Source organism: Curtobacterium sp. MCJR17_055, from assembly GCF_003224335.1.
Lineage (GTDB): Bacteria > Actinomycetota > Actinomycetes > Actinomycetales > Microbacteriaceae > Curtobacterium.
In genome coordinates this window covers 1-24,289 of record NZ_QKLF01000001.1, presented here as the reverse complement: position 1 = coordinate 24,289, position 24,289 = coordinate 1, and the positions used below count along the sequence as shown (strand labels likewise).

Genomic DNA, 24,289 nt, shown 5'->3' with positions numbered 1-24,289 from the left:
GGCGGCGGGAGGTCCGGTGGGGGTGCGCCGTGCGGAGTGGGGTGCCGGGTCAGGCGGCGTCGGCCTGCCCGTTCTCGGGCTCGGTGACGTCCCGGGCGGCGAGGGTCATGACGGCGTCCTCGGTCGCGTCGGCGCCGTCGAGCTCACCGGTGATCCGGCCGTCGCGCATCACGAGGATGCGGTCGCTCATGCCGAGGACCTCGGGGAGCTCGCTCGACACCATGACCACGGCACCACCGGCCTCGGTGATGGCGTTGACGAGTTCGTAGATCTCGACCTTCGCGCCGACGTCGACACCGCGGGTCGGCTCGTCCAACAGCAGGACGCTCGAGCCAGCGAGGATCCAGCGCCCGAAGACGGCCTTCTGTTGGTTGCCGCCGGACAGGGAGCCGATCGGCTGGTCGATGTCGTGCATCCGGATCCGCAGGCGGGCAGCGACCTGCTCGGCGCGCTGCTTCTGCCCGGCGAAGTCGACGAGACCGCCACGCGCGCTGGACGCGAGCGTGGCGTAGCCGAGGTTGTCGTTGACCGACGCGCCGAGCACGAGGCCCTGGCCCTTGCGGTCCTCGGGCACGTGTCCGATGCCGGCCTTGATCGCGCCGGCGACGCTGCCCTTGCCGAGTGCGCGGCCGCGGACGGTCACGGTGCCGCTGTCGTAGCCGTCGGCGCCGGCGATCGCGCGGACCAGTTCGGTGCGTCCGGCGCCGACGAGGCCGGAGATGCCGACGATCTCGCCGGCGTGCACGTCGAAGGACACGTCCGTGAAACGACCGGCGGCGGTGAGGTGTTCGACCCGCAGCACGGGGTCGGCCCGGTCGACCACGGCGGCACCCGTCGGGTACTGCTCCTCGATGCTCCGCCCGACCATGAGCCGGACGAGCTCGTCCTCGGGCGTCGAGGCCGGCACCTCGGCCACGAAGTGACCGTCGCGGAGCACGGCGACCGTGTCACCGATCTCGGCGATCTCGTCGAGGTGGTGGCTGATGAAGAGCATGCCGACGCCCCGGGCACGCAGGTCCGCGACGACCCGGAAGAGCGCCTCGGTTTCGTGGCGGGTGAGGGCCGCGGTCGGTTCGTCGAGGATGAGGATCCGCGCGTCGACGCTGAGCGCCTTCGCGATCTCGACGAGTTGCTGCCGGGCGATGCCGAGGTCACCGACCGGGGTGTCGACGTCGACGTCGAGTCCGATGGTCGCGAGCGCCGCCTCCGCCTGGCGGCGGAGCGTCTTCCGGTCGACCATGCCGAAGCGGGTCGGGATCCGACCCATCATCACGTTCTCGGCGACGCTGAGCGAGCCGACCAGGTTGAGCTCCTGGTGGATGGTCGCGATGCCGAGCCGCTCCGCGGCCGAGACGGTCGGGAGGCTCACCTCGGCTCCGTCGACGAGGATCCGCCCGCCGTCGGGCTGGTGGATGCCGGACATCATCTTGATGAGCGTCGACTTCCCGGCGCCGTTCTCGCCGAGGAGGACCTGCACCTTCCCGGCGTGCACGTCGACGGTGACGTCGGTGATCACCTGGACGGGGCCGAACGACTTGCTCACCCGGTCGAGGGTGAGGAGTGGGTGCTGCTGCAGGGGTGTCTGCGGCATCGGTGTCTCTTCCATGTCAGTGCTCCGGGTGCTGCTGGTCAGCGTGTTGCTGGTCGGCGTGCTGCTGGTCGGCGTGCTGCTGGTCGGTCGGGCGCGGCGGTGCGGCCGGTCGACGGGGACGGATGGCGGTGGCCGAGGAGGCTCGGACGATGAGCTCGCTCGGCAGGCGGACGGACTGCGGGGTGCCGCCGTCGATGACGTCGCGGAGCAGGTCGACCGCGACACGGCCCATGTCCTCGACGCTGTGTGCGACGACGGAGAGGGCGGGCTCGAGGAGCGAGAACCACTCGATGTCGTCGAAGGCGACCAGGGCGATGTCCTCGCCGACCCGGAGACCGAGCCGGTTGAGGATCGCGATCGCGCCGACGGCCATCAGGCTGTCCGCGGCGAAGATCGCCGTCGGCGGGTCGTCGAGACCGAGCAGGGTCGTGACGCCGGTCGAGCCGGACGCGGCCTGGAAGTCGCCGAACACGACGAGGTCGGGGTCCCCGCTGAGGCCCGCGGCGGCGATCGCGTCCTGGTACGCCGTGAAGCGCTCGCGGCCGGTGGAGACGCTCTGTGGGCCGGCGATGTACCCGATGCGGGTGTGTCCGAGTGCGGCGAGGTGCTCGACGGTCTGCCGGATGCCGGTGCTGCTGTCGGTGGTGACGCTCGGCACGTCGATGCCCGGGATCACGCGGTCGACGAACACCGTGGGGATCTCGCGGTCGACGAGTTGCTGGACCGTCCCGGTGTCGTTGCCCTGCGGTGCGACGATCACGCCGTCGACCCGGCGGGCGATGAGCGTGTCGAGGTACCGGTTCTGCTGGTCGGCACGCTCGTTCGCGTTGCCGAGCAGCGTGACGTAGCCCTCGGCCAGCGCGGCCTGCTCGATCGTGTGGGCGAGGTCGGCGAAGAACGGGTTGCGGACGTCCGAGACGAGCAGGCCGATCGTGTCCGACCGGGTCGACCGCAGCGCACGGGCCTGCAGGTTCGGGCGGAAGTCGAGGTCCTTCGCGGCCTGCTCGACGGCCCGGCGCGAGTCTTTGCTCGTCGCGGCGTTGCCGGAGAGGACGCGCGATGCCGTCGCTGCCGAGACGCCGGCGCGGGCGGCGACGTCCTTGATGGTGACGGCGTTCATCGTTGAGCACTCCGTTGGGCGAGTCGTGGAATCGATTCCATGGAATCGATTCCACGACCATAGGCACCGCGAGCGGGCATGTCAAGCAGCGGACAGTGCCACGGCCCGCGACGGCTCGCGGTGACCGAGGACGGCGACGCACCGGCAGCCCGAGACGTCTGCGTCGTACCCTGTCGCATGCCCTCCTCGACCCGCGAACTCCCACCGCCCCCGGACCGGACACCGGACCTCGACGACCAGTTCGAGGGCGATCTCCGTCCCGAGTGGTGGGTGCCCGCCTACCTCCCGCACTGGACGACGCCGGACCGGGCACGTGCCCGCCACCGGTTCGTCCCGGACGGGATCGAGCTGCGGATCGAGGACGACCAACCCGACTGGCGACCGGAGGACGCGCCGCTCCGGGTGTCGAACCTGCAGACCGGAGTGTTCTCCGGACCGCTCGGGTCGGAGCGCGGGACACATCGTCATCGCGCGGACGGCCTCGTCGTGCGCACCGAGACACCGCAGTCGCTGCTGTTCGCGCCGTCGAGCGGGCGGGTCGAGGTCACCCTCAGCGCCAGCCCGGACCCGCGGTGCATGACCGCGGTGTGGCTGGTGGGCACCGAGCACCGCTCACCCCGGGAGTCCGGGGAGATCTGCGTCGCCGAGGTCGACGGCGCAGCGATCGGCGGGACGACCCGGGTGCGGAGCGGCATCAAGGCACACGGCGAACCCGGGCTGACGACGGACATGACCGAGGTCGACCTGCCGGTTGACGCCGCGCAGCGGCAGACCTGGACCGTCGTCTGGGGCGACGGTGCGACCGTGATCGGGTGTGGCGACCGCGTCGTGCGACGGCTGGACCAGGCGCCGGACCACCCGCTCTTCCTCATGGTCGACCTGTTCGAGATCGGCGCCCGCGGCGGCCGCTACCCGAAGGCGGCCACCGTGCACCGGGTCCGCGCCTGGGCAGGGTGAGCCCGCGGGTCGAGCCCCTGGGGGCCGATCAGTCCGCCGAGGCCGGGACCGGCGAGGGGGCCGTCGGGGCATCCGCCCGTGGGATCGCACTCGACCGGCGCAGCCCCAGCGTCAGCAGCACGACGGCGCCCACCACGGCGACCGCGCCGGAGAACCAGAAGTCCGCCGACAGCCCGAACGACGTCACGGCCGCACCGCCCAGGACCGACCCCGCGGCGATCGCGAGCTGGATCGTCGTGACGAACAACGCCAGCCCGCTCTCCGCCCCCGCCGGTGAGGCCGTCGACATCCAGGTCTGCGTGCCGAGCGGCAGGGCGCCCCAGACGAAGCCCCACACCACGAGCAGCGCGAACACGCCGACGACGGAGTGCGCCGCGAACGGCAGCAGGACGACGGCCGCGGCGAGGACGATCTTCGCGACGCCGATGGTGCCGATGACGTTCCGGCTCAGGGTGACGCCGGCGACGAAGTTCCCCGCGATGCCGGCGACGCCGAACACGAGCAGCGCCAGGGTGACCGTGTCCGGCCCGACCCGCACGAGTTCCTCCAGGTAGGGCGCCACGTACGTGTAGGCGGCGAACTGTGCGACGAAGAGGAACGCGGCCGCGATGAGGCCGACGCGGGCACGCTGCACCCGGAGCAGACCCGCGAGCGTCGCGAACCGCACCCGCTGCGAGGAGGGGATGCTCGGCAGCATCGCGATCTGGAGCACCAGCGCGACCAGGCCGAGCGCGCCACCGATCACGAAGGCGAGGCGCCAGCTCGCGAGCGACGAGACGAACGCACCGAGCGGCAGGCTCACCACCGTGGCGACGGAGACGCCCGCGGTGATGAAGGAGGTCGCACGGATCACGGCGGACGGTTCCACGAGCCTCCCGGCGATACCCGCACCGATGGCCCAGAAGCCGCCGATGCCGACACCGAGGAGCATCCGGGCGACGAGCAGCACACCGAAGGTGGGCGCGATCGCCGCGAGGGCGTCCGCCACGACCAGCAGGACGGTCAGGGCGAGCAGCACCGTCCGGCGGTCGAGGCGCGAGGTGGCGACCGTCACGACCGGGGCGGCCACGGCGCCGGTGAGACCCGTGAACACCACCATCAGGCCGGCGGTCCCGATGTCGACGTGCAGGTCGCGCGCGATGGACGGCAGCAGGCCGATCGGCAGGAACTCCGAGAGCACGAGGACGAACGAGCCGAGGGCGACCGACAGGACGCTCAGCCAGCCGCGGCGGGTGGAGGTGGTGGTCATGGACGCCACAAGCGCGGGCGGCCGTCGGTCATTCCTCCGTGACGGCGAACGGCCGGGAGCGCCGACCGGAGCGGGCGCTCAGCCGCCGAACGCCGAGATCTCCTCCGGCAGCGGTTCGTGCATCGCCCGCCGCAGCGCCGCGGCCCCCGCGACGACGCTCGCACGCTCGTCCTCCGGCACGGCGTCGAGGAGCCCGACGATCTCCACCCGTCGCCGGTCCATCACGTCGGCGACCAGTGCTCGTCCTCGCTCGGTCGCGCCGACGAGGACCTCGCGGCGGCTCTCGGTGCTCGGCAACCGCTCGACCCACCCGTCCTCGACGAGCCGGTCGACGATCCGGGTCAGGGTCGACGGACCGACCGCGAGTCGCTCGGCGAGGTCACCCGATCGTGTGGGTCCGAGGGTCGTCACGAGGACGACGAGCCGGAACTGCGGGACGGTGACGTGCTCGAGCGCGGGGGCGAGTGACCGGGCGACGACCCCGAGCAGTCCGCGCGAGGCCGCGAGCAGCTCGTCGATGCCCTCTGATGGTGCGTGTGGCATGCGCCCATCCTGCCGGACGGACGCCGCCCGGCCGTGCAGACGGGAGGCCCGGTGCCAGCTGGCACCGGGCCTCCCGGCCGACCGAGGTCGCGTCTCAGACGCGGACGGCGCGCTCGTCCGGTACGCAGTGCGTCATCATGAGGCCGTCGACGTCCCGGGGCCCGTTGTGGCCGAGGTTCGCGAGGCGCGCGAGTTCGGCCTCGTCGAGGGTCTGGGACTGCAGCGGCGGCAGGTCCTTGACCTCGTCGAGCGTGATGCCGAGGCCCTCGCCGACGCGGCGGCCGAGGTCGTCCTCGACCATGTAGAAGTGCCAGAGCATGCGCTCCTGCACGGGCCGGGCCGCCTGCGAGATGAGGTCGACGAAGTTCGCGACCAGGTCGTCACGCTCCCAGTCCTCGAGGAGCAGGTAGCGCTGACCAGCCTGCGTGTAGTCGTTCGTCCGCGGGATGCGCTTGCGGGTGAGACGACCGACGATCTCGGGCCCCTGGTCGTCGTGCGTCGGGTACTCGGCCTCGCGCAACCCACCGGTGATCGACGGCTCGTAGTTGACGTGCGGGTTCTCGCCACCGTGGTCCTGGTGGTAGGCCATCTGCCCGTCGCGCTGGTTCGTGGCGACGTTCCCGTTCTTCGGCGCGTTCACCGGCAGCTGCAGGTAGTTCGGGCCGACGCGGTACCGCTGCGTGTCCGAGTAGGAGAACGTGCGGCCGACGAGCATCTTGTCGTCGGAGAAGTCGAGGCCGTCCACCAGCACGCCGGTGCCGAACGAGAGCTGCTCGTTCTCGGCGAAGTGGTTCGTGACGTTCCGGTTCAGGACCATCTTGCCGACGACCTTCGGCGGGAACTCGTTCTCGGGCCAGACCTTCGTGTCGTCGAGCGGGTCGAAGTCGAGCTCGGGGTGGTCGTGGTCGTCCATGAGCTGCACGCGGAGTTCCCACTCCGGGTACTCACCGCGCTCGATCGCCTCGTACAGGTCCTTCGACGCGTGGCCGAGGTCGCCGCCCTGCACGACGGCTGCGTCGGCCTCGGTCATCGAGCTGACGCCGACCGACGGGATCCAGTGGTACTTGACGAGCTTCGTGTCGCCGTCGCCGTTCACCCACTTGTAGGTGTTCACGCCGAAGCCCTGCTGCGTCCGGTAGTTCGCGGGGATGCCGCGCGGGCTGAACAGGTTGACGAGCATGTGCATCGACTCGGGCGTCTGGGACATGAAGTCGAAGATGCGCGCGGGCTCCTGGCGGAACGTGACGGGGTCCGGCTTGAGGGAGTGGATGACGTCCGGGAACTTGATGGCGTCGCGGATGAAGAACACCCCGAGGTTGTTGCCGACGAGGTCCCAGTTGCCGTCCTCGGTGTAGAACTTCACGGCGAAGCCGCGGGGGTCGCGGGCGGCCTCGGACGAGTCGCGTCCACCGATCACGGTCGAGAACCGGATGGCGACGTCGGTGCGCTTGCCGGCCTCCTGGAAGAGCTTCGCGCGGGTGTACTGCGCGATCGGCTCGTCACCCCAGGTGCCGGTGGCCTCGAAGTACCCGAAGGCGACCGCACCGCGGGCGTGCACGACCCGCTCCGGGATCCGCTCGCGGTCGAAGTGGCTGATCTTCTCGAGGAACTGGTAGTTCTCGAGCGTCGCCGGGCCGCGGGCTCCGACCGTGCGCTGGTTCTGGTTGTCGTAGACGGGGTGACCCTGCCGGTTGGTGAGCACCCGGCGGTCGTCACCCTCGGCGGGTGGCTGGCTGGAGACGTCGGTCATGGCGTCGTCCTCTCTGCGTTCTGGTCACGGACTCGGGTTCACGCCCGAGTGTGGCCTGCAGGCCGCACGGCTGTTCCCAGCGCTCAGGGGGTCGTCAGGTCGGTGGCGATCGATGGTGCCTCGCCCCTGCGATGTCGGACACGAGGCTCGTGGCGCTGCGGCCACGAGCCTCCTGCCCGCTCGGACACCCATCCCGTCAAGCGGCGTCGAACCGAGCCGTCGCGGTCCTGCCGGCAGCACCGGACACGTCGACCGTCAGCACGAGGTCAGGGCTGGTCGACCGCACCGTGATGCGCGGGTCGACGGACCGCAGCGCACCGGCAGGGCCGTCGACGGTGATGGTGACCACTCCCGTCAACCGCTGTGTCGGCTCGCTCACCGACACCACGACACCGTCGCCGTCCCGGCGCACGACCACGCACCCCGTGCGGTCGATGCGTGACCCACCGATCGCGGGGGTCCCGCTGGACCAGGCGGTGAGTGCGGTCACGCCGGTACTGATCTGCCGAGCGGCCTGGAGGCTCGCGGTGTTCGCGAGCACCACCACGTCGTCCGACGCGGCAGCCGCCGACACCTGCGCCTGCGTCGCACCCGGCAGTTGAAGCCAGGAGTAGGTCGCGTCCGTCGGGTCGACTCCGTGGTCGAGCCAGAGTGTCACGAAGCGGCGAGTATGGGTGGTGTCGTCCTCGTAGGTGCCGCGGTGGTCCATGTCGGTCCAGCGACCGGAGCGGTCCTCGCGGAGTGCGCGGACCGCGGTGCCCGCCGGGAAGACGTAGCCGCCGGTGCCGGGGACGTGCACCCACCGCGGGGTGAGCGTCGTCGCCGTGCTGCTCGGCGTGGTGAGTGCTGCGCGTCCGTCGACCACCGGGACCGTCTGGCCGTCCGGACCGGTGTTCCGCTGTTCGACGACGGTCTCGACGCGGACGCCGTCCGAGCTGGTGATGCCCGCGCCGAGGTGCAGCACGACGTCACCGAAGCCGAACCACGACTTGCGGGCCCGCAGCGTCTGCTTGGCGAACGACAGCCCCATGCCGACGACGGAGACGTCGTCCTGCACGACGCCGCCGGTCCACGTGTTCGTCGACCCCCGACCGGCGCCGAGGGCGAGCGGCTTGACCTGCACGGTGGTGCCGGGGATCCGGTACTTGTCGGCGGTCGGCCAGTACTGGTTCGCCCAGTGGCCGGGCTTCCCCGGCAGGTACAGGTAGGTGGCACCCTCGCCGGTGTACCAGCCCTGCAGGTTCTCGTCGTTGGCGGTCTCGTACGGCTTGATGGTCGTGCTGTCCATCGCGATGCCGAGGGCGAAGCCCGGGCGGCGATGGACTGCGCGGGCCATCGACGTCGCCACGACCGACCGGGTCGACTCGGCCGCGGTCGTCACCGCCGCGTCGGCGACGAGCGCGCGGCCCCGGACGATCGACGGGATCCGGACCTGCTCGATCGGGACATCGTCGTAGGCGAAGTACGGCTGGGTGGTGTCCGCGGCGATCCACCCCTTGCACACCGACCGCAGGGCGGCCGCGTCCGAGGTCGGCAGCACGTCGGCGAGCTGCACCAGCGTCGCCACCGTGAGGTGCCCGAGGCGGTGGTCGGTCTGGTAGAACCGCGACAGCGCCCGTCCCCGGGTCATGTCCATGAACGCCCCGGCGTGGATCCACGGGCGGAAGTTGTCCTCGACCCAGTCCACGACCCGGTCGAGCCGCGCCGCGGTGAACGCCCACTGCGTCCCCCGGACCGCGAGCATGCTGTAGGTCAGGTACTGCAGCAGCGAGAGGCCGTAACTGCCGTTGTACGGGTGGTACTCGTGCTGGACGAAGCCGCCGTCGGGGTAGAAGCCGTCGCCGCTGGTGGCGTAGTCGAACACGGGGGCGTACGCGTTCTTCGCGTCGGCGATCACCGCGCCGTCCTCGCTCAGCGCCCCGCGGACGATGGCGATCGAGCACGCCCAGTTGCGGTTCGCACCGGTCGACGTCATCTCTGCCGTCACCCTGGGATCCGGCGCGTACTTCCGGATCGCCGTCATCGCGGTGTCGATCTGCGCGGCCGACAGCTGGTCGTGCAGCAGCAGGCAGACGTCGTTGAGGGCGAGCGGGATGCCGATCTGGAAGTCCCACCAGTTGTCGTACCGGCGCACACCGCCGCCGTACTTGTTCGCGAGGAACCAGTCGAACGCCGACACGAGGTCTGCCGCGAGCGTCGCGTCGCCGGTGAGGGCGCTGCCGGGGGTCTTCAGCGCGAGCGCGAGGGTCCGGAGACGGCCGATCGCGGTCGTCTGCAGCGCCGACGTCGAACTGCTGTCGAGGTCGGCCCAGAGGTACGTGCGGCCGGCGCCGGTGTCGAGGGCGTCCCAGACCGGTGCCGCCGCGGCGGCGAGATCGGCCACGTACCGCGCGACGACCGGGTCGCCGAGGTCGACGTCACCGATGAGGGTGGCGAGCCACTGCGACCGGACGGTCGCGAAGGGGGAGACCGCGGCGGTGCCGACGGCCCGGGCGGCGGTGCCCGGCACGAGCGACCCGGTGCCGGCGAGGGCGGCGACGGCCGCTGCCCCGACGAGGACGGTGCGTCGGGAGGGGCCGGAGGGCTGTGCTGACTCGGTCATGACGGTGCCTCTCAGAGGTAACGGACGGCGGACAGGACGATGCCGGCGATGGCGACCACCCAGACGTAGGGGAGGACGCGCACCATCACCTGCTGCGGGGTCACGCCCGAGTACTGCGCGGCCCACACGGTCTGGGTGCTCGTCGGGTCGGCCACGCCGAACACCTGGTTGTACGACGTCATCAGGCCGAGGACGGCCATCGGCGAGTAGAAGCCGATCGCGGTCATCGCGCCGGCGATCCCGGCACCGAGCCCGAAGATGTTCAGTGGGCCGCGGTACAGGCACAGCGGGACGAGCACCGAGAACACGACCACGTAGAGCACGACGTTCGTCGGGGCGACGGCCTCGACGATCGGCCGCAGCGCGGAGACCGCACCGGGAAGCCCGACCGCCGCGAGCAGCATGCCGATCGCGATGAAGAGGGCGATCGGCGGCGCGGCCACCTGGAACGCGTCGTACAGCGAGCGGAGCATGCGGGTGGCGATGAGCCGCGGCGGGGTCGTGGTGAGGACGGCGAACAGCACACCGGCCAGGAGCGACGGGATGATCGGGACCTGCAGGACGAGGGCGAGCACGATCGGCACGAGCGGCGTGAGCAGGGCGAACCAGGGTGCGTCGCCGAGGCGCTGCCGCCGGCTGCGCGTGTCGGCGGCGGGAGCGCCGCCGCTCGCGTCCGCGTCGGACATGGACGCGAGGGTCCACTGGTGCACGCTCCCGCGCCGCCGTGTCTCGACCAGTACGTAGACGACCGCCGCGGCGGCGGCGAACGGGAACAGCAGCACCATGAAGGAGCGCACGTCGGCGACCGGCAGGTCGAGCGCGGTCGAGAAGAACTGCCACACCGGCAGCTCGAACGGTACGCCGGCCCCGATGCCCATCAGGATGGTGCCGGCGGCCGTGACCTTCGGCACGCCGACGGCGATCATCGCGGGGATGCCGATGACACCGGCGAGCAGGGCGGCGGGCGCGGACCCGGTCACCGCACCGCACAGCGCCGAGATCACGAGGACCCCGAGCGCGACGACGACGGGACGGTCGCCGCCGAACTCGACGGTCTTCCGCACCAGCGTGCTGGCGATCGCGGTGTCGCGCATGAGCGACCCGAGCCACGACCCGAGCAGGATCGCGATCATGGTGGACGCGAGCCGGATGGCGCCGTCCTGCAGCACGGTGCTGAGGACGCTGTTCTCGGCGCCGACGAACGGTGCGCCGGACACGAGGGCGATCGCGACGGCGAGCAGCACGAGCGCGAACGCGGTGGGGACCTTGCCGGTCAGGATCAGCGCGACGCCGATGGCCATGACGACGATGATGGCGATGCCCATGGTCAGTTCTCCCTGGTGGTCGGAGCGCGACGCGCGCCGGTGCGCGTCGCGAGGGCGGCCTGCGCGGCCGCGGTGAGGAGGAGCGGGGAGCGGCCCAGACCGACGCTGCGGGCCGCGAAGGCGTGCGCCGCGACCTCGTCGGCACCGGCGACGGTGCCGAAGCGGCGCAACCGGCCGATGCGGAGGACCTGCAGCCCGAGCGCGGCACGGAGGTCCCGCGACCGGTCCGCGGTCACGAGGTGGTGCGCGCGCTCGTGTTCCACGGCAGCCGCGCGGACGCTGCCGGACGGGAACCACCGGCGCCAGTCGAGGTCGTCCACGAGGCGCTCGCAGAAGTCGACGGTGTCGGTGAACAGCTCGACGCGGTGGTCACGGGAGCCGTACCGGGCGAGCAGCCCGCCCTGGGCCAGGCCGCCGCCGCGTTCCACGACGCGGATCGCCCCCGAGGACCCGTCCGCCGACCCGCCGGAGGACGGTGCGCTGGTCCGATCGGCCAGCGCGACGCCGAACGCTGCGGCTCGACGGCTGAACTCCGCGAGCTGCTCCTCCGACCTGGTCTCGTTCGTCGGCGTCCCCCGGAGCAGCATGACCCCGAGAGCGTCGTCCGAACGGTCCGCGAGCGCGCCGATCCGCCGACGGTCGGCCGGGAGGACCGCTGCGAGGGTGCTCACGACCGCACCTCGAGGACGGCGACGAGTGCTTCGGACCGGTCCTGCCCCTCGACCTCGGTGCGGGCCAGGGAGATCAGCTGGGACTCGTCGAGCACCCCGGACAGGTCGGCGATGCGTGGGCCGATGAGCAGCTGCAGTGCGGGTGCCCGCGACCCGCCGTCCCCGTACGCGGTGTGCTCGGCGATGAGCTCCGGGAGCGATCCGGCGCCGGCGCCGACGGTGCTCTGCTGCACCCGGGCGTCCGCCGAGGCGAACCGGACCACCCCGTCCCGGTCGAGGACCCGCACCGGGTGGGTCGGCTTCCGGAGGAACCGGCGGCGCTCCGGCCCACCGAACACGACGTGGTTGTCGGTGGCGGCGAGGACACGGACCGCGGCGGCGTCGACCTGGAGGCCCTCCGCGGCGATCGCGCGCAGCTCGCCGTCCGTGCGGCGCTGGGTCCGGTCCTGCGTCCGCAGTTCGGTCGCCCCGGTCGCGACCGCACGCACCGTGTTCGACTGCGGGTCGACCGTGACGTCCACCGACACCTCGGCGGGCGCGGCCCCCTGCGCGATGACGGCCTGCTCGGCCTCCCGGCGCACCGCGAGGATCTGGTCGTCGGTCGCGCCGGGGATCACCCGCTCGACCTGCTCGCGGATGAGCGCCAGGGCGACGCCGATCGGGCTGATGACCTCGCTGTGGTCGGCGATGCGCCACGCGGCCCCGTGCCGGGCCCCGGCGTGCGGGGTGACCGACGCCGCCCCGCCGCCGCCACCGACCAGTAGCACGTCGTCCTTCGCGATGCCGTAGTCGTCGACCATCTTCTCGACGACCTCGAGCACCGGGGCGACGCCGGCGTCGAGGACGGCGCGCGCGGCTCCCGGGACGTCCGTGCCGAGCGCGGCGGCGAGTGGTGCCAGTGCGGCGCGGGCCGACTCCGCCGGCGCGTGCGCGTAGTCGTCCTCGGGCACGAGCCCGAGCGCGTTCGCCGCGCAGGTCATCGTGATCGCGAGCCGGCCGGTGTCCGTGTCGAGCACCGCGTAGTCGGCCGGGTCGCCGTTGAGTGGTGCGACGGTGGCCAGCCGGGCACCCCGCAGCTGCTCGACCGGCGCGAAGCAGGCGTAGGGGAGTCCGGCGATGTGGGCGCTGCGCGGGCCGACGTGCGTGATGTGGGCCGACCCGGACGTCCGGATGCGCACCATCGACCCGCCGCCGACGCCGACGGTGCGGACGTCGAGCGCGGACAGGTACGTGGAGCTGCCGCCGAACTCGGTGTACTGCACGGCGACCTTGCCGCGGCGGATCACCGAGATGTCGGTCGAGGTGCCGCCGGTCTCCAGGAAGAGCCCGTCGCTCAGCTTCTCCTGCATGAGCGCCCCAGCGACGCCGGCCGCGGGACCCGACAGCACGGTGAGCAGCGGGCGTCGGCGCATCTCGTCGAGGGACATCACACCGCCGTCGCACCGCATCACCATGAGCGGCGCGGTGATCCCCGCGGCGTCGATGCTCGCCTGGACCAGGTCGGCCGTGGCGAACATCCGCGGCAGGATCACCGCGTTGAGGACGGCCGTGCGGGTGCGCTTGCTCAGCCCGTACAGCGACGTGATCTCGTGCGTCGCGGTGACGAGGAAGCCACGCTGGCGGGCGGCGGCGGCGACGCGCTCCTCGCCGATCGCGTCGTCGACCGAGAACGGCTCGGTGACCACGACGGACTCGATGCCCGCGGCCTGGAACCGGTCGAGGACGCCCGCGAGCGCTGCGTCGTCGTCCGCCTGTCGGAGGTGCTCGTACGACACCGGGAGGCGCTTGCCGTCGGCGATCTCGATCCGGCCGAGTCGGCGCAGCCGCTTCGCGAAGAAGCCGGCGGGGCCCCGCCCGATGCCGATCATCCCGACCGGCGCGACGTCGCCCTCGAGCAGCGCGTTCGTCGCCTGGGTGGTGCCGTGCGCCAGGAACACGACGTCGCCCGGCGACCGGCCGATCGTCGCGAGCAGTTCGTGGAGCGCGGTGACGATGCCGTGCGCGACACCGTCGGGGTGGTCGTGGCTCGTCGGTGTCTTGGCCTGGCCGATGAGCCGGAGCGTGGCGGCGTCGATGGCGACGGCGTCGGTGAACGTGCCACCGACGTCGATGCCGATGCGCAGTGCGTTGTATTCCACGTCGTCGTGACCTTCCTGCGGGGTGGGATCGGGGGAGTACTTCGGGAGGGAGGAGTGGGTGCCGGGGAGCAGGGGCGTCGCGCGCTCCCGCTCCGGTCGGCTCAGTAGCCCTGGACCTCGGGCCAGCGCCGCTCGACACCGGCGCGGTCGAGCTCGGCGGCGAACACGGCGAACCGCTCGTCGTCCGCCTGGACGTCCTGCGGGTCGAGGTCGTGCTCGATGCAGTGCACCGCCAGGGCACCGGCGACCTCGCCGACGTTCCACTCGACGGGGTGCAGCCGGTAGCAGCCGTTCGTGATGTGCGTGGTGCCGAGGTCCTTGCCGGCCGGCAGCACGTTCCGGACGCGCTGCGGCACGAGGGCACCGAGCGGGATCTCGAACGGCACGCTCGGGACGTCGACGTAGTTGTCACCGCCGGTCGACGGGTGCAGGTCGAGCCGGTAGCTGCCGACGCCCACCGAGTCCCGGTAGCGGGTGCGGCCGGTGACGCCGACGATCTCGGCCGCGACGTCCTGCTCGCGGATCGTGGTGACGGCCCGGATGCGCCGGGACTCGCGGACGTACGGTGCCTTCGCGAGCCCGTCGGCACCGCCGGTGACGTCGCCGCGGAGCCTGAGCCCCGGGAACCCGGTGCCGCCGTCGGCGCGGGGTGCCTCGGTCTGCAGCCAGTACAGGACGGAGAGCGAGAGCTGGCGCGCCTCGTGCACGGCCTGCTCCGCGGTCGCGTCGTCGGCGGCGAGGTCCTCGCCCGCGCCGATGAGCGGCTTGAGCCAGTAGTCGTTGAGCGGCCAGTTCACCAGGCAGATGTCGGAGTCGAAGGCGCCCTCGGTGAACAGCTTGCGGGCGAGGATCCGGCGGAAGCCCCACAGCTCCTTGTCGCCGGCGTCCGCGCTCTGGTCGGCGCTCACCGCGAGCGGGTCGGTGTCCGGGTTCGGTTCGAACGTCCGCGGGTGCGCCTCGAGCGTGCGCGGGTCGGGCGCCAGGAACCCGAGGAGCGGCGCCGGCCAGAAGTCCGGCTGGTAGGAGCGCCAGAAGTCGTACATCGCCGGACGCTCGATGGTGTGGTCTTCGCCCTCGTGGTGCGACACGGCGAAGCAGAACGTGATGCCCTGCTGGTTGCCGGGCTCGGCCGTCTCGGGCGCGTGGGGTTCGTCGTGCTCGCTGCGGGCCTCCGCGCCGACCACGTGCTCCACGCCCGCCAGCGGCAGGACCTCGCCCGTCTCGGTCGCGTCGAGGACGAACGCGCCCTCGAGCCGCGTGCGGCGGCCGTCCGCGCCCACGACCGTCACGTCCGTGCACCGGTCGCCGTCGCTACCGGCCGCAACCGGCCGCTGCTCGAGCAGGACCGTCAGCCGACCCGCGCTCCGGTACGGCTGCAGGAGCTCGTCGATGACCGCGACCGCGACGCGGGGCTCGTGGCACAGCTTGCTGACCCGGCCGGCACCCGGGTTGAGGTCGGGCAGTGCCGCGGCCTCCTGCCGGAGCGGGTAGACGCGGCGGTAGTGGTCGCGGATGCCGTCCCGCAGCGCGCGGTAGCTCGCGGTGACGCCGAACTGCTCGACCCACGGGTGCTCGTCCGGCGGCACCGCCTGGCTGGTGAGCTGGCCGCCCAACCAGTCGGTCTCCTCGGTGAGCACCGCGGTGCGACCGGAGCGGCAGACGGCGATCGCTGCGGCGACGCCACCGAGGCCGCCGCCGACGATCACGACGTCGGCGCGGAGCGTCGCGACGGTCTCGGACGGGCGGTCGGGGGTGGTGTTGGACATGGTGCTCCTGGGTGGTCGAGGGTGTGGTCGGGAGGCGTCAGACCGCGGGCGCGACGAGAGTGGCGCCGCGCACGAGGCTGCAGTCGAGGAGTTCCTGGACCGGCGGTCCGGCGGACGTGCTCGGTGCAGGGGCCGCGCGGCGCGCCTCCAGGACGTCGGTGAGCGCCCGGACCGCGCGTGCGCCGAGTTCGGTGCGGGGAGCGCGCAGGCGTGTGAAGTCGGCGGGGCCGTCGGCGGCTCGGTTGTGCTCGCCGAGCACGACCACCGACAGGTCCTCGGGGACGGCGACGCCGTCCGCGGCGAGCCGGGCGTGCAGCTCGTGCGCGTCGGCCGGGTCCTCGACGAACACGACGCTCGGCCGGGAGGACCGGATCGACGCCCAGGCGTCTGTCACGGTCCGGTTCGGGGTCACCTCGGCCTCGGCGACGGTGGCGCTACCCGCGGCGGCGGCTGCGACGATGCCTGCCCGGCGGTCACGGCTGGACTCGGCGGTCTGCGGCAGCCGGAGGAGGCCGAAGCGCCGGTGCCCGAGCTCGAGTGCGCGGACGGCGAGGGCGTGCGTCGCGCTGACGTAGTCGACGCCGACGTAGGGCACGCGGCCGTCTGCGGCCTCGCGTCGCCCGATCGCGACGAACGGGTACGTGGAGTCGAGCAGCCGTTCGAGTTCGTCCGGGTCCATCTCCCGACCGAGCAGGATGCAGCCGTCCGCGAGCCGGAGGCGGTTCGACTCGTGGAAGAGACGGCGGCGACCGTCGACGACGGGGGTGCTCGTGAAGAGCAGCAGATCGGCTCCGACGCCCTCGGCGGCGCTCTCGATTCCCGTGAGCAACGGCGTGTAGAAGTCGGACGAGCGGTTGGGGAACGCCGGCTCGTAGGTGAAGACCCCGATCAGTCCGGTGGCTGCTCCGACGAGGCTGCGGGCGACCGGGTTCGCGACGTAGGTGGTCTCACGGATGACCTCGAGCACGCGGTCCCGGGTGGCGGCGGGGATCCGGCGGGCCTCGTCGGCCTTGCCGTTGAGCACGAGCGAAACGGTGGACTGGCTGACGCCGGCCATGTCGGCGATCATCCGCTGGGTGACGCGCGTGGTCGTGCTCATGCGGTCTGCGCTCCGATCGGTCTCGTCGTCGAGGTGGTGCGTACGACCGTAGGACAGAAAAAGAGCTCATACGTATGAGCAGTGGAAAAAGGATCAATCGCGGTCAGTCCGCGACGGCTGAAGGGTCGTCAGGTCCGTCCGCGGTTCCGCCGCCGCACGGCCTTCGGCGCCCGTCCGGCCATGAACGACCGCGCCGGGTCGACGACGAACCCCTGCCGCAGCGCCTCGCGCCCGACGAGCATCCGGAAGCCCATCTGGTCGCGGTTGCTCAGCGTCGTCTCCGACAGGACGGTCCGCCCGGCGAGCTCGATCGACATGAGCACGACGATGCGCTCCTGGGTGTGGCCGCTCGAGCTGCGGATCACCCGGCGGTCGTGGACGTCGCACTCGACCGTCTGGGGATCCGCGTCGGAGTCCTGCCACGGGTGCACCGAGAACCGGACCCGTCCGCCGGGCAGCTCCTCGATGTCGAAGGCGTGCAGTGCCGAACTCCGGGCCCCGGTGTCGAGCTTGACCTTGATCCACCGGACGCCGATGTCGGGCAGGGCCGCCCACTCGCGCCACCCCGCGACGATCGGCACGCGGGACGCCGCCCGGGCGCTGTCGGAGCGCTTCGCGGAGTCGGCCATGCCCCTATCTTGGCAGTGATGAAACTCGCCATCCTGTCGCGCGCTCCGCACGCGTACTCGACGCAGCGCCTCCGCACCGCCGCCGCCGAGCGCGGGCACACCGTCAAGGTGTTGAACACCCTCCGCTTCGCGATCGACCTGACCGGCGAGCAGCCCGACCTGCAGTACCGCGGCAAGCTGCTGTCCGACTACGACGCCGTCCTCCCGCGGATCGGCAACTCGATCACGTACTACGGCACCGCGGTGGTGCGGCAGTTCGAGCAGATGGACGTGTACACGCCGAACACGGCGAACGGCATCACGAACTCGCGTGACAAACTCCGGGCGAACCAGATCCTGTCCCGCCACGACATCGGCATGCCGGCGACGACGTTCGTCAACAGCCGGGCGGACGTCCGCGGCGCGATCGAGCGGGTCGGGGGCGCCCCGGTCGTCATCAAGCTGCTCGAGGGCACGCAGGGCATCGGCGTCATCCTCGCGCCCGAGGCCAAGGTCGCGGAGTCGATCGTCGAGACCCTGCACTCGACGAAGCAGAACGTCCTCATCCAGCGCTTCATCGCCGAGAGCCGCGGGAAGGACATCCGCGCCCTCGTCGTCGGTGACCGCGTCGTCGCCGCCATGCGCCGGAGCGCGTCCGGGGACGAGTTCCGGTCGAACGTGCACCGCGGCGGCACCGTCGAACAGGTCACGCTGACGCCCGAGTACGAGGAGGCCGCGGTCCGCTCCGCCCAGATCATGGGCTTGCGGATCGCGGGCGTGGACATGCTCGAGGGCAACGACGGCCCGCTCGTCATGGAGGTCAACTCCTCCCCGGGCCTCGAGGGCATCGAGCGTGCCACCGGGCTCGACGTCGCCGGTGCGGTCATCGACTACATCGCGAACCAGGTGGCGTTCCCGGAGATCGACGTCCGCCAGCGCCTCAGCGTCTCAACCGGGTACGGCGTCGCCGAGCTGCTCGTGCACACGAACGCGGACCTCGTCGGCAAGACGATCAAGGACTCGGGCCTGTGGGACCGCGACATCACGGTGCTCACGCTGCACCGTGGCACCGCGGTGATCCCGAACCCGCGGAGCGGCGTCGTCCTCGAACCCGGTGACCGGCTGCTGTGCTTCGGCAAGCTCGAGGAGATGCGGTCGATGGTCCCGGACCGTCGCCGCCGTCGCACGAAGCTGCGGAAGCTCCCGAAGGACGCCCTGTCCGACGGGTGACCGCCCCACCCGCCGGGAGGCCCGGATCACCACCGCAGGACGGCCTCCTCCGCTGCTCCCCGCGCCGGATCGTTCACCCGTGGGCCCTCGTCCGGATGACGCGGGCACCCCGCAGGGGCGGTCCCGGGGCGAGCGGCGCCGCGTAGCGTCCGGACGGAAGAGAGCATTCGTCTCGTGACCCGCGATCCGTGATCCGTCCGGGAGGACGGCCGACCGGATGGTGGGCACCGTGAACAGGGAGCACGCCATGACGAAGTACGAATCGAACCGTGACGTCGAGCCGATCCACGTCACCACCTACCGATCTGCCCGCAAGGCCGCCCGGCGTGGCTGGGCGGTCCCGGCCGACGTGCCAGTGCCGTCGATCGACGACGTCTGGCGCAACGGACGGACCCCGGCGGACCGAGCCCGACAGCGCTGACGGCACCGGGACGGCAGCCGGGCGCGGCGTCGGGCACACCACGTCCGGACGTCAGCCGGGGTCGGCCCTCGTCGCCCGGACCGCCGCGAGCACGACGTCGAGTGCCCGGTCCAGTTCCGGCAGCGTCACGGCGCCGTACCCGAGCACGACCCCGTTCCCGGACCGTCCCCGCACCGTCTCGTAGTCGGCGAGGTCGGCCACCAGGACGCCGTCCGCGGCAGCGCGGGCGAGCACGGCAGCGCCGGTCGCCGGACCCGGCCACGTCAGCACCGCGTGCAGACCGCCGGTGAGGGCCCGTGCCTCCAGGCCGGGGACCCCGCTGGTGGCGAGTCGGACCGCGATCCGTTCGCGCCGGTGCGTGTAGTCCCGCCGGACCCGACCGAGGTGCCGACGGAATGCGCCGGTGCGCAGCAGGTGTGCGAGCGCGACCTGAACCGGCTCGGCGACCACTGCGCCCCGGGCCGTGCGGGCGGCGAGGACCGCCGCGCCCACCGCTCCGGACGGGACGACGACGTAGGCGCAGCGGAGCCGTGGGTCGAGGGTCTTCGAGAACCCGCCCAGGTGCACGACCACGCCGTCGGTGTCGAGCGCGGCGAGGGCCGGGACCGGACTGCCCCGGTGCCGGAACTCCGAGTCGTAGTCGTCCTCGAGCACGACCGTCCCCGTCGCCGCCGCGTGCGCGAGCAGCGCTCGCCGCTGTCCGACCGGCATGACCGAACCGAGCGGGTACTGGTGGGTGGGGGAGACGAGGACCGCGTCCACGGGAGTCCGGGCGAGCACGGTCAGGTCGATGCCGTCCGCTCCGACGGGCACGGGAACGACCTCCGCGCCGGCGCTCGTCAGGGCGCGGTGGCCGGAACGGTAGCCGGGGTCCTCGACGGCGATGCGCGGAGCGCGGCCGAGGCGTGCCCGCAGCGCCTCGGCGACGAGTGACAGCGCCTCGGACGTCCCGGCGGCGACGATGACCTGCGCGACCGACGGGGTGAAGCCGCGCGCCAGCCCGAGTTGCGCGACGAGTTGCTCGCGGAGCGCGGTGAGGCCCGCGGGGTCGGACAGCGCATTGCGGAGCGGTGTGTCCGCCGCCGCACGCCAGGCCGCCCGCCAGTCCCGGTCACTGATCGCGGTGACGGCGGGGATGCCCGGGCGGCAGTCGACGACGGCCCGGTCGCCGGGGTCGCCGGAGTTGCCGGGGGCGCCGGGGTCGGAAGGGTCGCCGGGGCGGGAAGGGTCGGCGAGACCGACGGGGTCGTTTGTGTCCCCGGGGACCACGGCGTGCAGGTGCACCGGCGCTCGTCCGGTCGACGGTCCGGGGACTCCGGATCCCGCGAGGACCCGCGCTGCCGCACCCGGCCGGGTCCGGATGTAGCCCTCGCCGTCGAGTTGGTCGTAGGCCGCGACGACCGTGCCCCGGGCGACCCCGAGTTCGGCGGCCAGCGCCCGCGTCGACGGCAGCGGGTCCCCGGCCCGGAGGGTCCCGTCGTGCACCAGGGACCGCACCCGTGCGACGACCACCGACACCTTGCTCGACTGGTCCATCCCGAACACCCCGATCTGGTCTACTCGCTGGTCCAGTCCTGACCCTAGCGTCGGGGCATGCCCGCTCCCGACGCCATGCCCTCGCTCACCGTCCGCCGTCTCCGCGACCGGCAGCAGACCGACCCCGCCGTGCTCTCCGCGGTCCTCGCCGAGGGGTTCGTCGCCCACGTCGGCCTGGTCCGCGACGGCTTCCCGATCGTGCTGCCCTACCTGTACGGCGTCGGCGACCTCGGCGCCGGCCCGGTCCTGCTCCTGCACGGCTCTACGGGCGGCGGACTGTTCCTCGACGCCGGGGAGGAGGGGCGTCCCCGTCTCGGCGACCATCACGCACCTGGACGGCATCGTCTTCGCCCGCTCGACCTTCGACAGCTCGGCGAACTACCGCAGCGCGATGGTCGTCGGACGCGCGACCCTGGTCCCGACCGAGCTGCGGGCCGAGGCGCTCCGACAGGTCGCCGACCACCTCATGCCCGGCCGCCGCGCCGAGGTGCGCGAGATGACCGCGAAGGAGGTCCGGCAGACCCAGGTCCTACAGCTCCCGCTCGACGCCGCGAGCGTCAAGGTCCGGGCGGCCGGCGTCGGCGAGGCGCCGGACGACGGCGAGGACCACCGCGTCTGGGCGGGCGTCCTGCCGGTCGCCCTCCGGGCCGGAGTGCCGGTCCCGGGATCGCTCGCCGCCGCCGCGGCCACCGCGCCCGACCCGTCCGTGGTCGCGCTCGCCGCGCGGCTCGCGCGAGCCGCCGACGGCCGGGAGGCCCGACTCGCTTCCGCCCCGTCGCCCGCCTCCGCCCCGTCGCCCGCCTCTGGCACCGACCGGGGTTGACGCTCGGGAGCGGCCGGGACGGGTACCGCGTGTCTGTGACGGACCGCAGGAACTCCCCGAGGTTCTCCAGCCGGGATCAGGTTCGTGACCAATACGTTATCTCCCCGGGTCGTCGCACGAGGGGCGGTCCAGACCCGGAAGGAACCATGGGACGCCACGCACTGCCCGCACGGGACGACGACCGCCGGTCCGGACCTGCCGCCGCACCCAGCGTCCCCGCTCCGAGCGCCCGCGCCGCCGGTGCCACCGCTCCTGTTGCTCCGGCGTCCAACGCCCCCGTCTCCCGCGCCACCGCTCCCGTTGCTCCCGCGTCGAGGGTCGCGGGGCCGAGCGCCTCCGCCCCGATGAGTCGGGCACGCGGCCGCCGTGCCGCGGCCGGCCCCGTCGTCGCCCGCAGCACGTTCGTCGCGCACGAGCGACCGGCCCGCGTCGTGGCCCTCGGGCCGTCCAGCACCGCCCGCGCCGCCGTCGCCCCGCTGGCTGAGGCCGCGTCGGCCGACACCGCGGCGGCCGGCACCGCGACGGTGGGTACTGCGACGGCGGGTACCGCGCGCTCGCGGTCGGCAGCGCTCCGCGCCGAACGCGCGGCGGACCCGCGCCACGTCCGTCGTGCCGCGACCGCCAAGCGTGCCGCCCTGCTGATCGCGCCGGCCCTGGCGATCACCTCGACCCTGTCCCTGTCGATCCCGGCCGACACCGCGACGGCGGCACCGGCACCGACCGCCACGACGACGACGTCCCAGGACCTGCAGACCTACACCGTCGCCCACGACGTCGAGGTCCCGATCATCTCCTCCGACGGCGTGACGACGACGTCGGTCGTGTCGTACCCGACCCTGGTCCTCCGCTTCGGCGTCACCGAGGCGCAAGCGCAGGCCGCCCTGTCCGCGGCGCTCTCGCCGGGTGGAGACCGCTCGACGGTGCTGCAGACGGCGCTGCAGTACCTCGGCGACCCGTACCTCGAGGGTGGGGCCAGCCACGCGGGCATCGACTGCTCGGGCCTGACGATGGTGGCGTACCAGGCGGTCGGCATCCAGCTCGCGCACTACGTCCCCACGCAGGACGCCGTCGCGACGACCGTCCCGGAGTCCGAGGCAGCACCGGGGGACATGGTGGTCTTCGACAACGAGGACCACGTCGGCCTGTACCTCGGGCAGGGACTCGTGCTCCAGGCACCGCACCCGGGCGAGGTCGTCGACATCGTCCCCATGTACTCGATGCCGCACCACTTCGCTCGGCTGCTGCCCGCCGGGTCCTGACCACCAGGGTCGGTACAACGGTGCCGCAGGAGACGGGTGGGCGGACTCGCGAAGGGTTGCGGGCCTCCCGTAAGCTGGAGTGATGGCCACCGACACCCGCACACCGTTCGAGGAGCAGAGCGCAGCACGCTCCGTCCGCCCGCAGGTGCGCCCGCGCACCGAGGGCTGGAAGCAGGCGACGGGGTCCGACGGCCGACCCCTGCTGCAGTTCGCGTCTCCGAAGCGGGGCAAGCCGCCCGTGCACCTGGCCGACATGACGGTCGAGGAGCGCGAGGCGAAGGTGAAGGAGCTCGGCCTGCCCGGGTTCCGCGCCAAGCAGCTCGCGACCCACTACTTCACGCACTACACGTCCGACCCGGCGAAGATGACCGACCTGCCGGCTGCCCAGCGCGAGGAACTCGTCGCCGGGATGCTCCCGCCCCTGCTCACCGAGACCCGTCGTCTCGAGACGGACAAGGGCGACACGATCAAGTTCCTCTGGAAGCTGCACGACGGGGCCCTGGTGGAGTCGGTGCTCATGCGGTACCCGGGCCGGATCACGCTCTGTGTCTCGTCGCAGGCCGGCTGCGGGATGAACTGCCCGTTCTGCGCGACCGGCCAGGCGGGCCTGACGCGGAACATGTCGACGGCCGAGATCATCGAGCAGATCGTCCGGGCGAACGAGGCCATCGCGGCCGGTGAACTCGGTGGCGACCCCCGCAAGGGCGGGAAGGACCGCGTCGACGCCGAGCGCGTGACGAACATCGTGTTCATGGGCATGGGGGAGCCGCTCGCGAACTACAAGCGGGTGATGGACGCCGTGCGCATCATGGTCGCGCCGCAGCCGAACGGCCTCGGCATGAGCGCGCGCGGCATCACGATCTCGACCGTGGGGTTGGTGCCGGCGATCCTGAAGCTCGCGGAGGAGGACATCCCCGTGACCTTCGCGCTCTCGCTGCACGCGCCCGACGACGAACTCCGCGACGAGCTCATCCCGGTGAACTCGAAGTGGAAGGCCGACGAAGCGATCGACGCCGCCCACAACTACTACGTGAAGACCGGTCGTCGGGTCTCGATCGAGTACGCGCTCATCAAGGACATGAACGACCACGCGTGGCGTGCCGACCTGTTGGCGGAGAAGCTCAACAAGCGCGGCAAGGGCTGGGTGCATGTCAACCCGATCCCGCTCAACCCGACGCCCGGGTCCGTGTGGACCTCGTCCGAGGTGCACGTGCAGGACGAGTTCGTCCGCCGACTCAACGCCGCCGGGATCCCGACCACCCTCCGCGACACCCGCGGCAAGGAGATCGACGGTGCCTGCGGCCAGTTGGCCGCCGCTGACTGACGGTCGGTCGACGGCCACGGCAGCTGGACGACGGCTCTGACAGGAGGCGCGGTGCGAGTACGCACCGCGCCTTCCGTCGTTCTCAGGGACGGTCGGTGGTCGCGACCGCGCACGGCGCCCGTGGCCCGGCACAGCGGGGGAGCAGACGCGACACGCCCGGGCGTCGAGCTGGCTTGGCGCTGCCGTTCACCCGTGCGTAAAGTAATCACTCGTTGCCGCTGAGGCGGAGAACGGATCGGCCGAGACGCTGACGGAGTTCGACTCCGGGAGATGCAGT

General features: G+C 72.4%; 19 protein-coding genes. 6 read left to right on the top strand and 13 right to left on the bottom strand.

Annotation, left to right across the window (positions count from 1 at the left end; genetic code table 11):
* Nucleotides 1–49: 49 nt before the first annotated feature.
* Both DEJ16_RS00095 and DEJ16_RS00090 read right to left on the bottom strand, forming a co-directional pair.
* The gene (locus tag DEJ16_RS00095; protein ID WP_220032702.1) at nucleotides 50–1,591 is read right to left on the bottom strand and encodes a sugar ABC transporter ATP-binding protein; all 1,542 of its coding nucleotides are present in this window, start codon (nucleotides 1,589–1,591) and stop codon (nucleotides 50–52) included.
* Between the two features lie 16 nt (nucleotides 1,592–1,607).
* The gene (locus tag DEJ16_RS00090; RefSeq protein WP_110823912.1) at nucleotides 1,608–2,711 is read right to left on the bottom strand and encodes a LacI family DNA-binding transcriptional regulator; all 1,104 of its coding nucleotides are present in this window, start codon (nucleotides 2,709–2,711) and stop codon (nucleotides 1,608–1,610) included.
* Nucleotides 2,712–2,888: 177 nt separating this feature from the next.
* Between DEJ16_RS00090 and DEJ16_RS00085 the strand changes: the two genes are divergently transcribed.
* Nucleotides 2,889–3,668, top strand: coding sequence for a hypothetical protein (locus tag DEJ16_RS00085; protein WP_258365710.1), 780 nt, complete (start codon nucleotides 2,889–2,891; stop codon nucleotides 3,666–3,668).
* A gap of 28 nt (nucleotides 3,669–3,696) precedes the next feature.
* Here the strand turns inward: DEJ16_RS00085 and DEJ16_RS00080 are convergent, their stop codons facing one another.
* The 10 genes from DEJ16_RS00080 to DEJ16_RS00035 form a co-directional block, all read right to left on the bottom strand.
* Nucleotides 3,697–4,917 carry an MFS transporter gene (locus DEJ16_RS00080; RefSeq protein ID WP_110823913.1) on the bottom strand — a complete coding sequence of 407 codons (1,221 nt, stop codon included), beginning with the start codon at nucleotides 4,915–4,917 and terminating at the stop codon, nucleotides 3,697–3,699.
* A gap of 78 nt (nucleotides 4,918–4,995) precedes the next feature.
* Nucleotides 4,996–5,460 carry a MarR family winged helix-turn-helix transcriptional regulator gene (locus DEJ16_RS00075; RefSeq protein ID WP_110823914.1) on the bottom strand — a complete coding sequence of 155 codons (465 nt, stop codon included), beginning with the start codon at nucleotides 5,458–5,460 and terminating at the stop codon, nucleotides 4,996–4,998.
* Nucleotides 5,461–5,554: 94 nt separating this feature from the next.
* Nucleotides 5,555–7,210, bottom strand: coding sequence for a catalase (locus DEJ16_RS00070; protein WP_110823915.1), 1,656 nt, complete (start codon nucleotides 7,208–7,210; stop codon nucleotides 5,555–5,557).
* A 196-nt stretch (nucleotides 7,211–7,406) separates the two neighbouring features.
* Nucleotides 7,407–9,812, bottom strand: coding sequence for a polysaccharide lyase 8 family protein (locus tag DEJ16_RS00065; protein WP_110823916.1), 2,406 nt, complete (start codon nucleotides 9,810–9,812; stop codon nucleotides 7,407–7,409).
* 11 nt (nucleotides 9,813–9,823) lie between these two features.
* Nucleotides 9,824–11,137, bottom strand: coding sequence for a transporter (locus tag DEJ16_RS00060; RefSeq protein ID WP_110823917.1), 1,314 nt, complete (start codon nucleotides 11,135–11,137; stop codon nucleotides 9,824–9,826).
* A gap of 2 nt (nucleotides 11,138–11,139) precedes the next feature.
* Nucleotides 11,140–11,808, bottom strand: a complete 669-nt coding sequence (locus tag DEJ16_RS00055; RefSeq protein ID WP_220032703.1) for a hypothetical protein — start codon at nucleotides 11,806–11,808, stop codon at nucleotides 11,140–11,142.
* Nucleotides 11,805–13,946 carry a hydantoinase/oxoprolinase family protein gene (locus tag DEJ16_RS00050; RefSeq protein ID WP_110823918.1) on the bottom strand — a complete coding sequence of 714 codons (2,142 nt, stop codon included), beginning with the start codon at nucleotides 13,944–13,946 and terminating at the stop codon, nucleotides 11,805–11,807. Before DEJ16_RS00050 ends, DEJ16_RS00055 begins: the two co-directional genes overlap by 4 nt.
* Nucleotides 13,947–14,047: 101 nt before the next feature.
* The gene (locus DEJ16_RS00045) at nucleotides 14,048–15,712 is read right to left on the bottom strand and encodes an FAD-dependent oxidoreductase (RefSeq protein WP_110823919.1); all 1,665 of its coding nucleotides are present in this window, start codon (nucleotides 15,710–15,712) and stop codon (nucleotides 14,048–14,050) included.
* Between the two features lie 37 nt (nucleotides 15,713–15,749).
* Complete coding sequence (locus tag DEJ16_RS00040) at nucleotides 15,750–16,811, bottom strand: LacI family DNA-binding transcriptional regulator (RefSeq protein ID WP_220032704.1); 1,062 nt, start codon at nucleotides 16,809–16,811, stop codon at nucleotides 15,750–15,752.
* Nucleotides 16,812–16,939: 128 nt separating this feature from the next.
* Nucleotides 16,940–17,440 carry a RimK/LysX family protein gene (locus tag DEJ16_RS00035; RefSeq protein ID WP_110823920.1) on the bottom strand — a complete coding sequence of 167 codons (501 nt, stop codon included), beginning with the start codon at nucleotides 17,438–17,440 and terminating at the stop codon, nucleotides 16,940–16,942.
* Between the two features lie 18 nt (nucleotides 17,441–17,458).
* Here DEJ16_RS00035 and rimK point away from each other — a divergent pair, with 18 nt between their 5' ends.
* Nucleotides 17,459–18,649 carry a 30S ribosomal protein S6--L-glutamate ligase gene (gene rimK, locus DEJ16_RS00030; RefSeq protein WP_110823921.1) on the top strand — a complete coding sequence of 397 codons (1,191 nt, stop codon included), beginning with the start codon at nucleotides 17,459–17,461 and terminating at the stop codon, nucleotides 18,647–18,649.
* Nucleotides 18,650–18,896: 247 nt separating this feature from the next.
* The gene (locus DEJ16_RS15605; RefSeq protein WP_181419389.1) at nucleotides 18,897–19,070 is read left to right on the top strand and encodes a hypothetical protein; all 174 of its coding nucleotides are present in this window, start codon (nucleotides 18,897–18,899) and stop codon (nucleotides 19,068–19,070) included.
* 51 nt (nucleotides 19,071–19,121) lie between these two features.
* Here DEJ16_RS15605 and DEJ16_RS00020 read toward each other — a convergent pair whose 3' ends face one another.
* Complete coding sequence (locus DEJ16_RS00020) at nucleotides 19,122–20,930, bottom strand: PLP-dependent aminotransferase family protein (RefSeq protein ID WP_110858019.1); 1,809 nt, start codon at nucleotides 20,928–20,930, stop codon at nucleotides 19,122–19,124.
* Here DEJ16_RS00020 and DEJ16_RS15875 point away from each other — a divergent pair.
* The 3 genes from DEJ16_RS15875 to rlmN all read left to right on the top strand — a co-directional run bounded on the left by DEJ16_RS15875 (nucleotide 20,929) and on the right by rlmN (nucleotide 24,012).
* The gene (locus tag DEJ16_RS15875) at nucleotides 20,929–21,429 is read left to right on the top strand and encodes a pyridoxamine 5'-phosphate oxidase family protein (RefSeq protein ID WP_258365795.1); all 501 of its coding nucleotides are present in this window, start codon (nucleotides 20,929–20,931) and stop codon (nucleotides 21,427–21,429) included. The genes DEJ16_RS00020 and DEJ16_RS15875 overlap by 2 nt on opposite strands.
* Before the next feature lie 146 nt (nucleotides 21,430–21,575).
* Nucleotides 21,576–22,688: a C40 family peptidase gene (locus tag DEJ16_RS00010; protein WP_181419387.1), complete on the top strand. Its 1,113-nt coding sequence runs from the start codon at nucleotides 21,576–21,578 to the stop codon at nucleotides 22,686–22,688.
* A gap of 82 nt (nucleotides 22,689–22,770) precedes the next feature.
* Complete coding sequence (rlmN, locus tag DEJ16_RS00005; RefSeq protein ID WP_110823926.1) at nucleotides 22,771–24,012, top strand: 23S rRNA (adenine(2503)-C(2))-methyltransferase RlmN; 1,242 nt, start codon at nucleotides 22,771–22,773, stop codon at nucleotides 24,010–24,012.
* Nucleotides 24,013–24,289 lie beyond the last annotated feature (277 nt).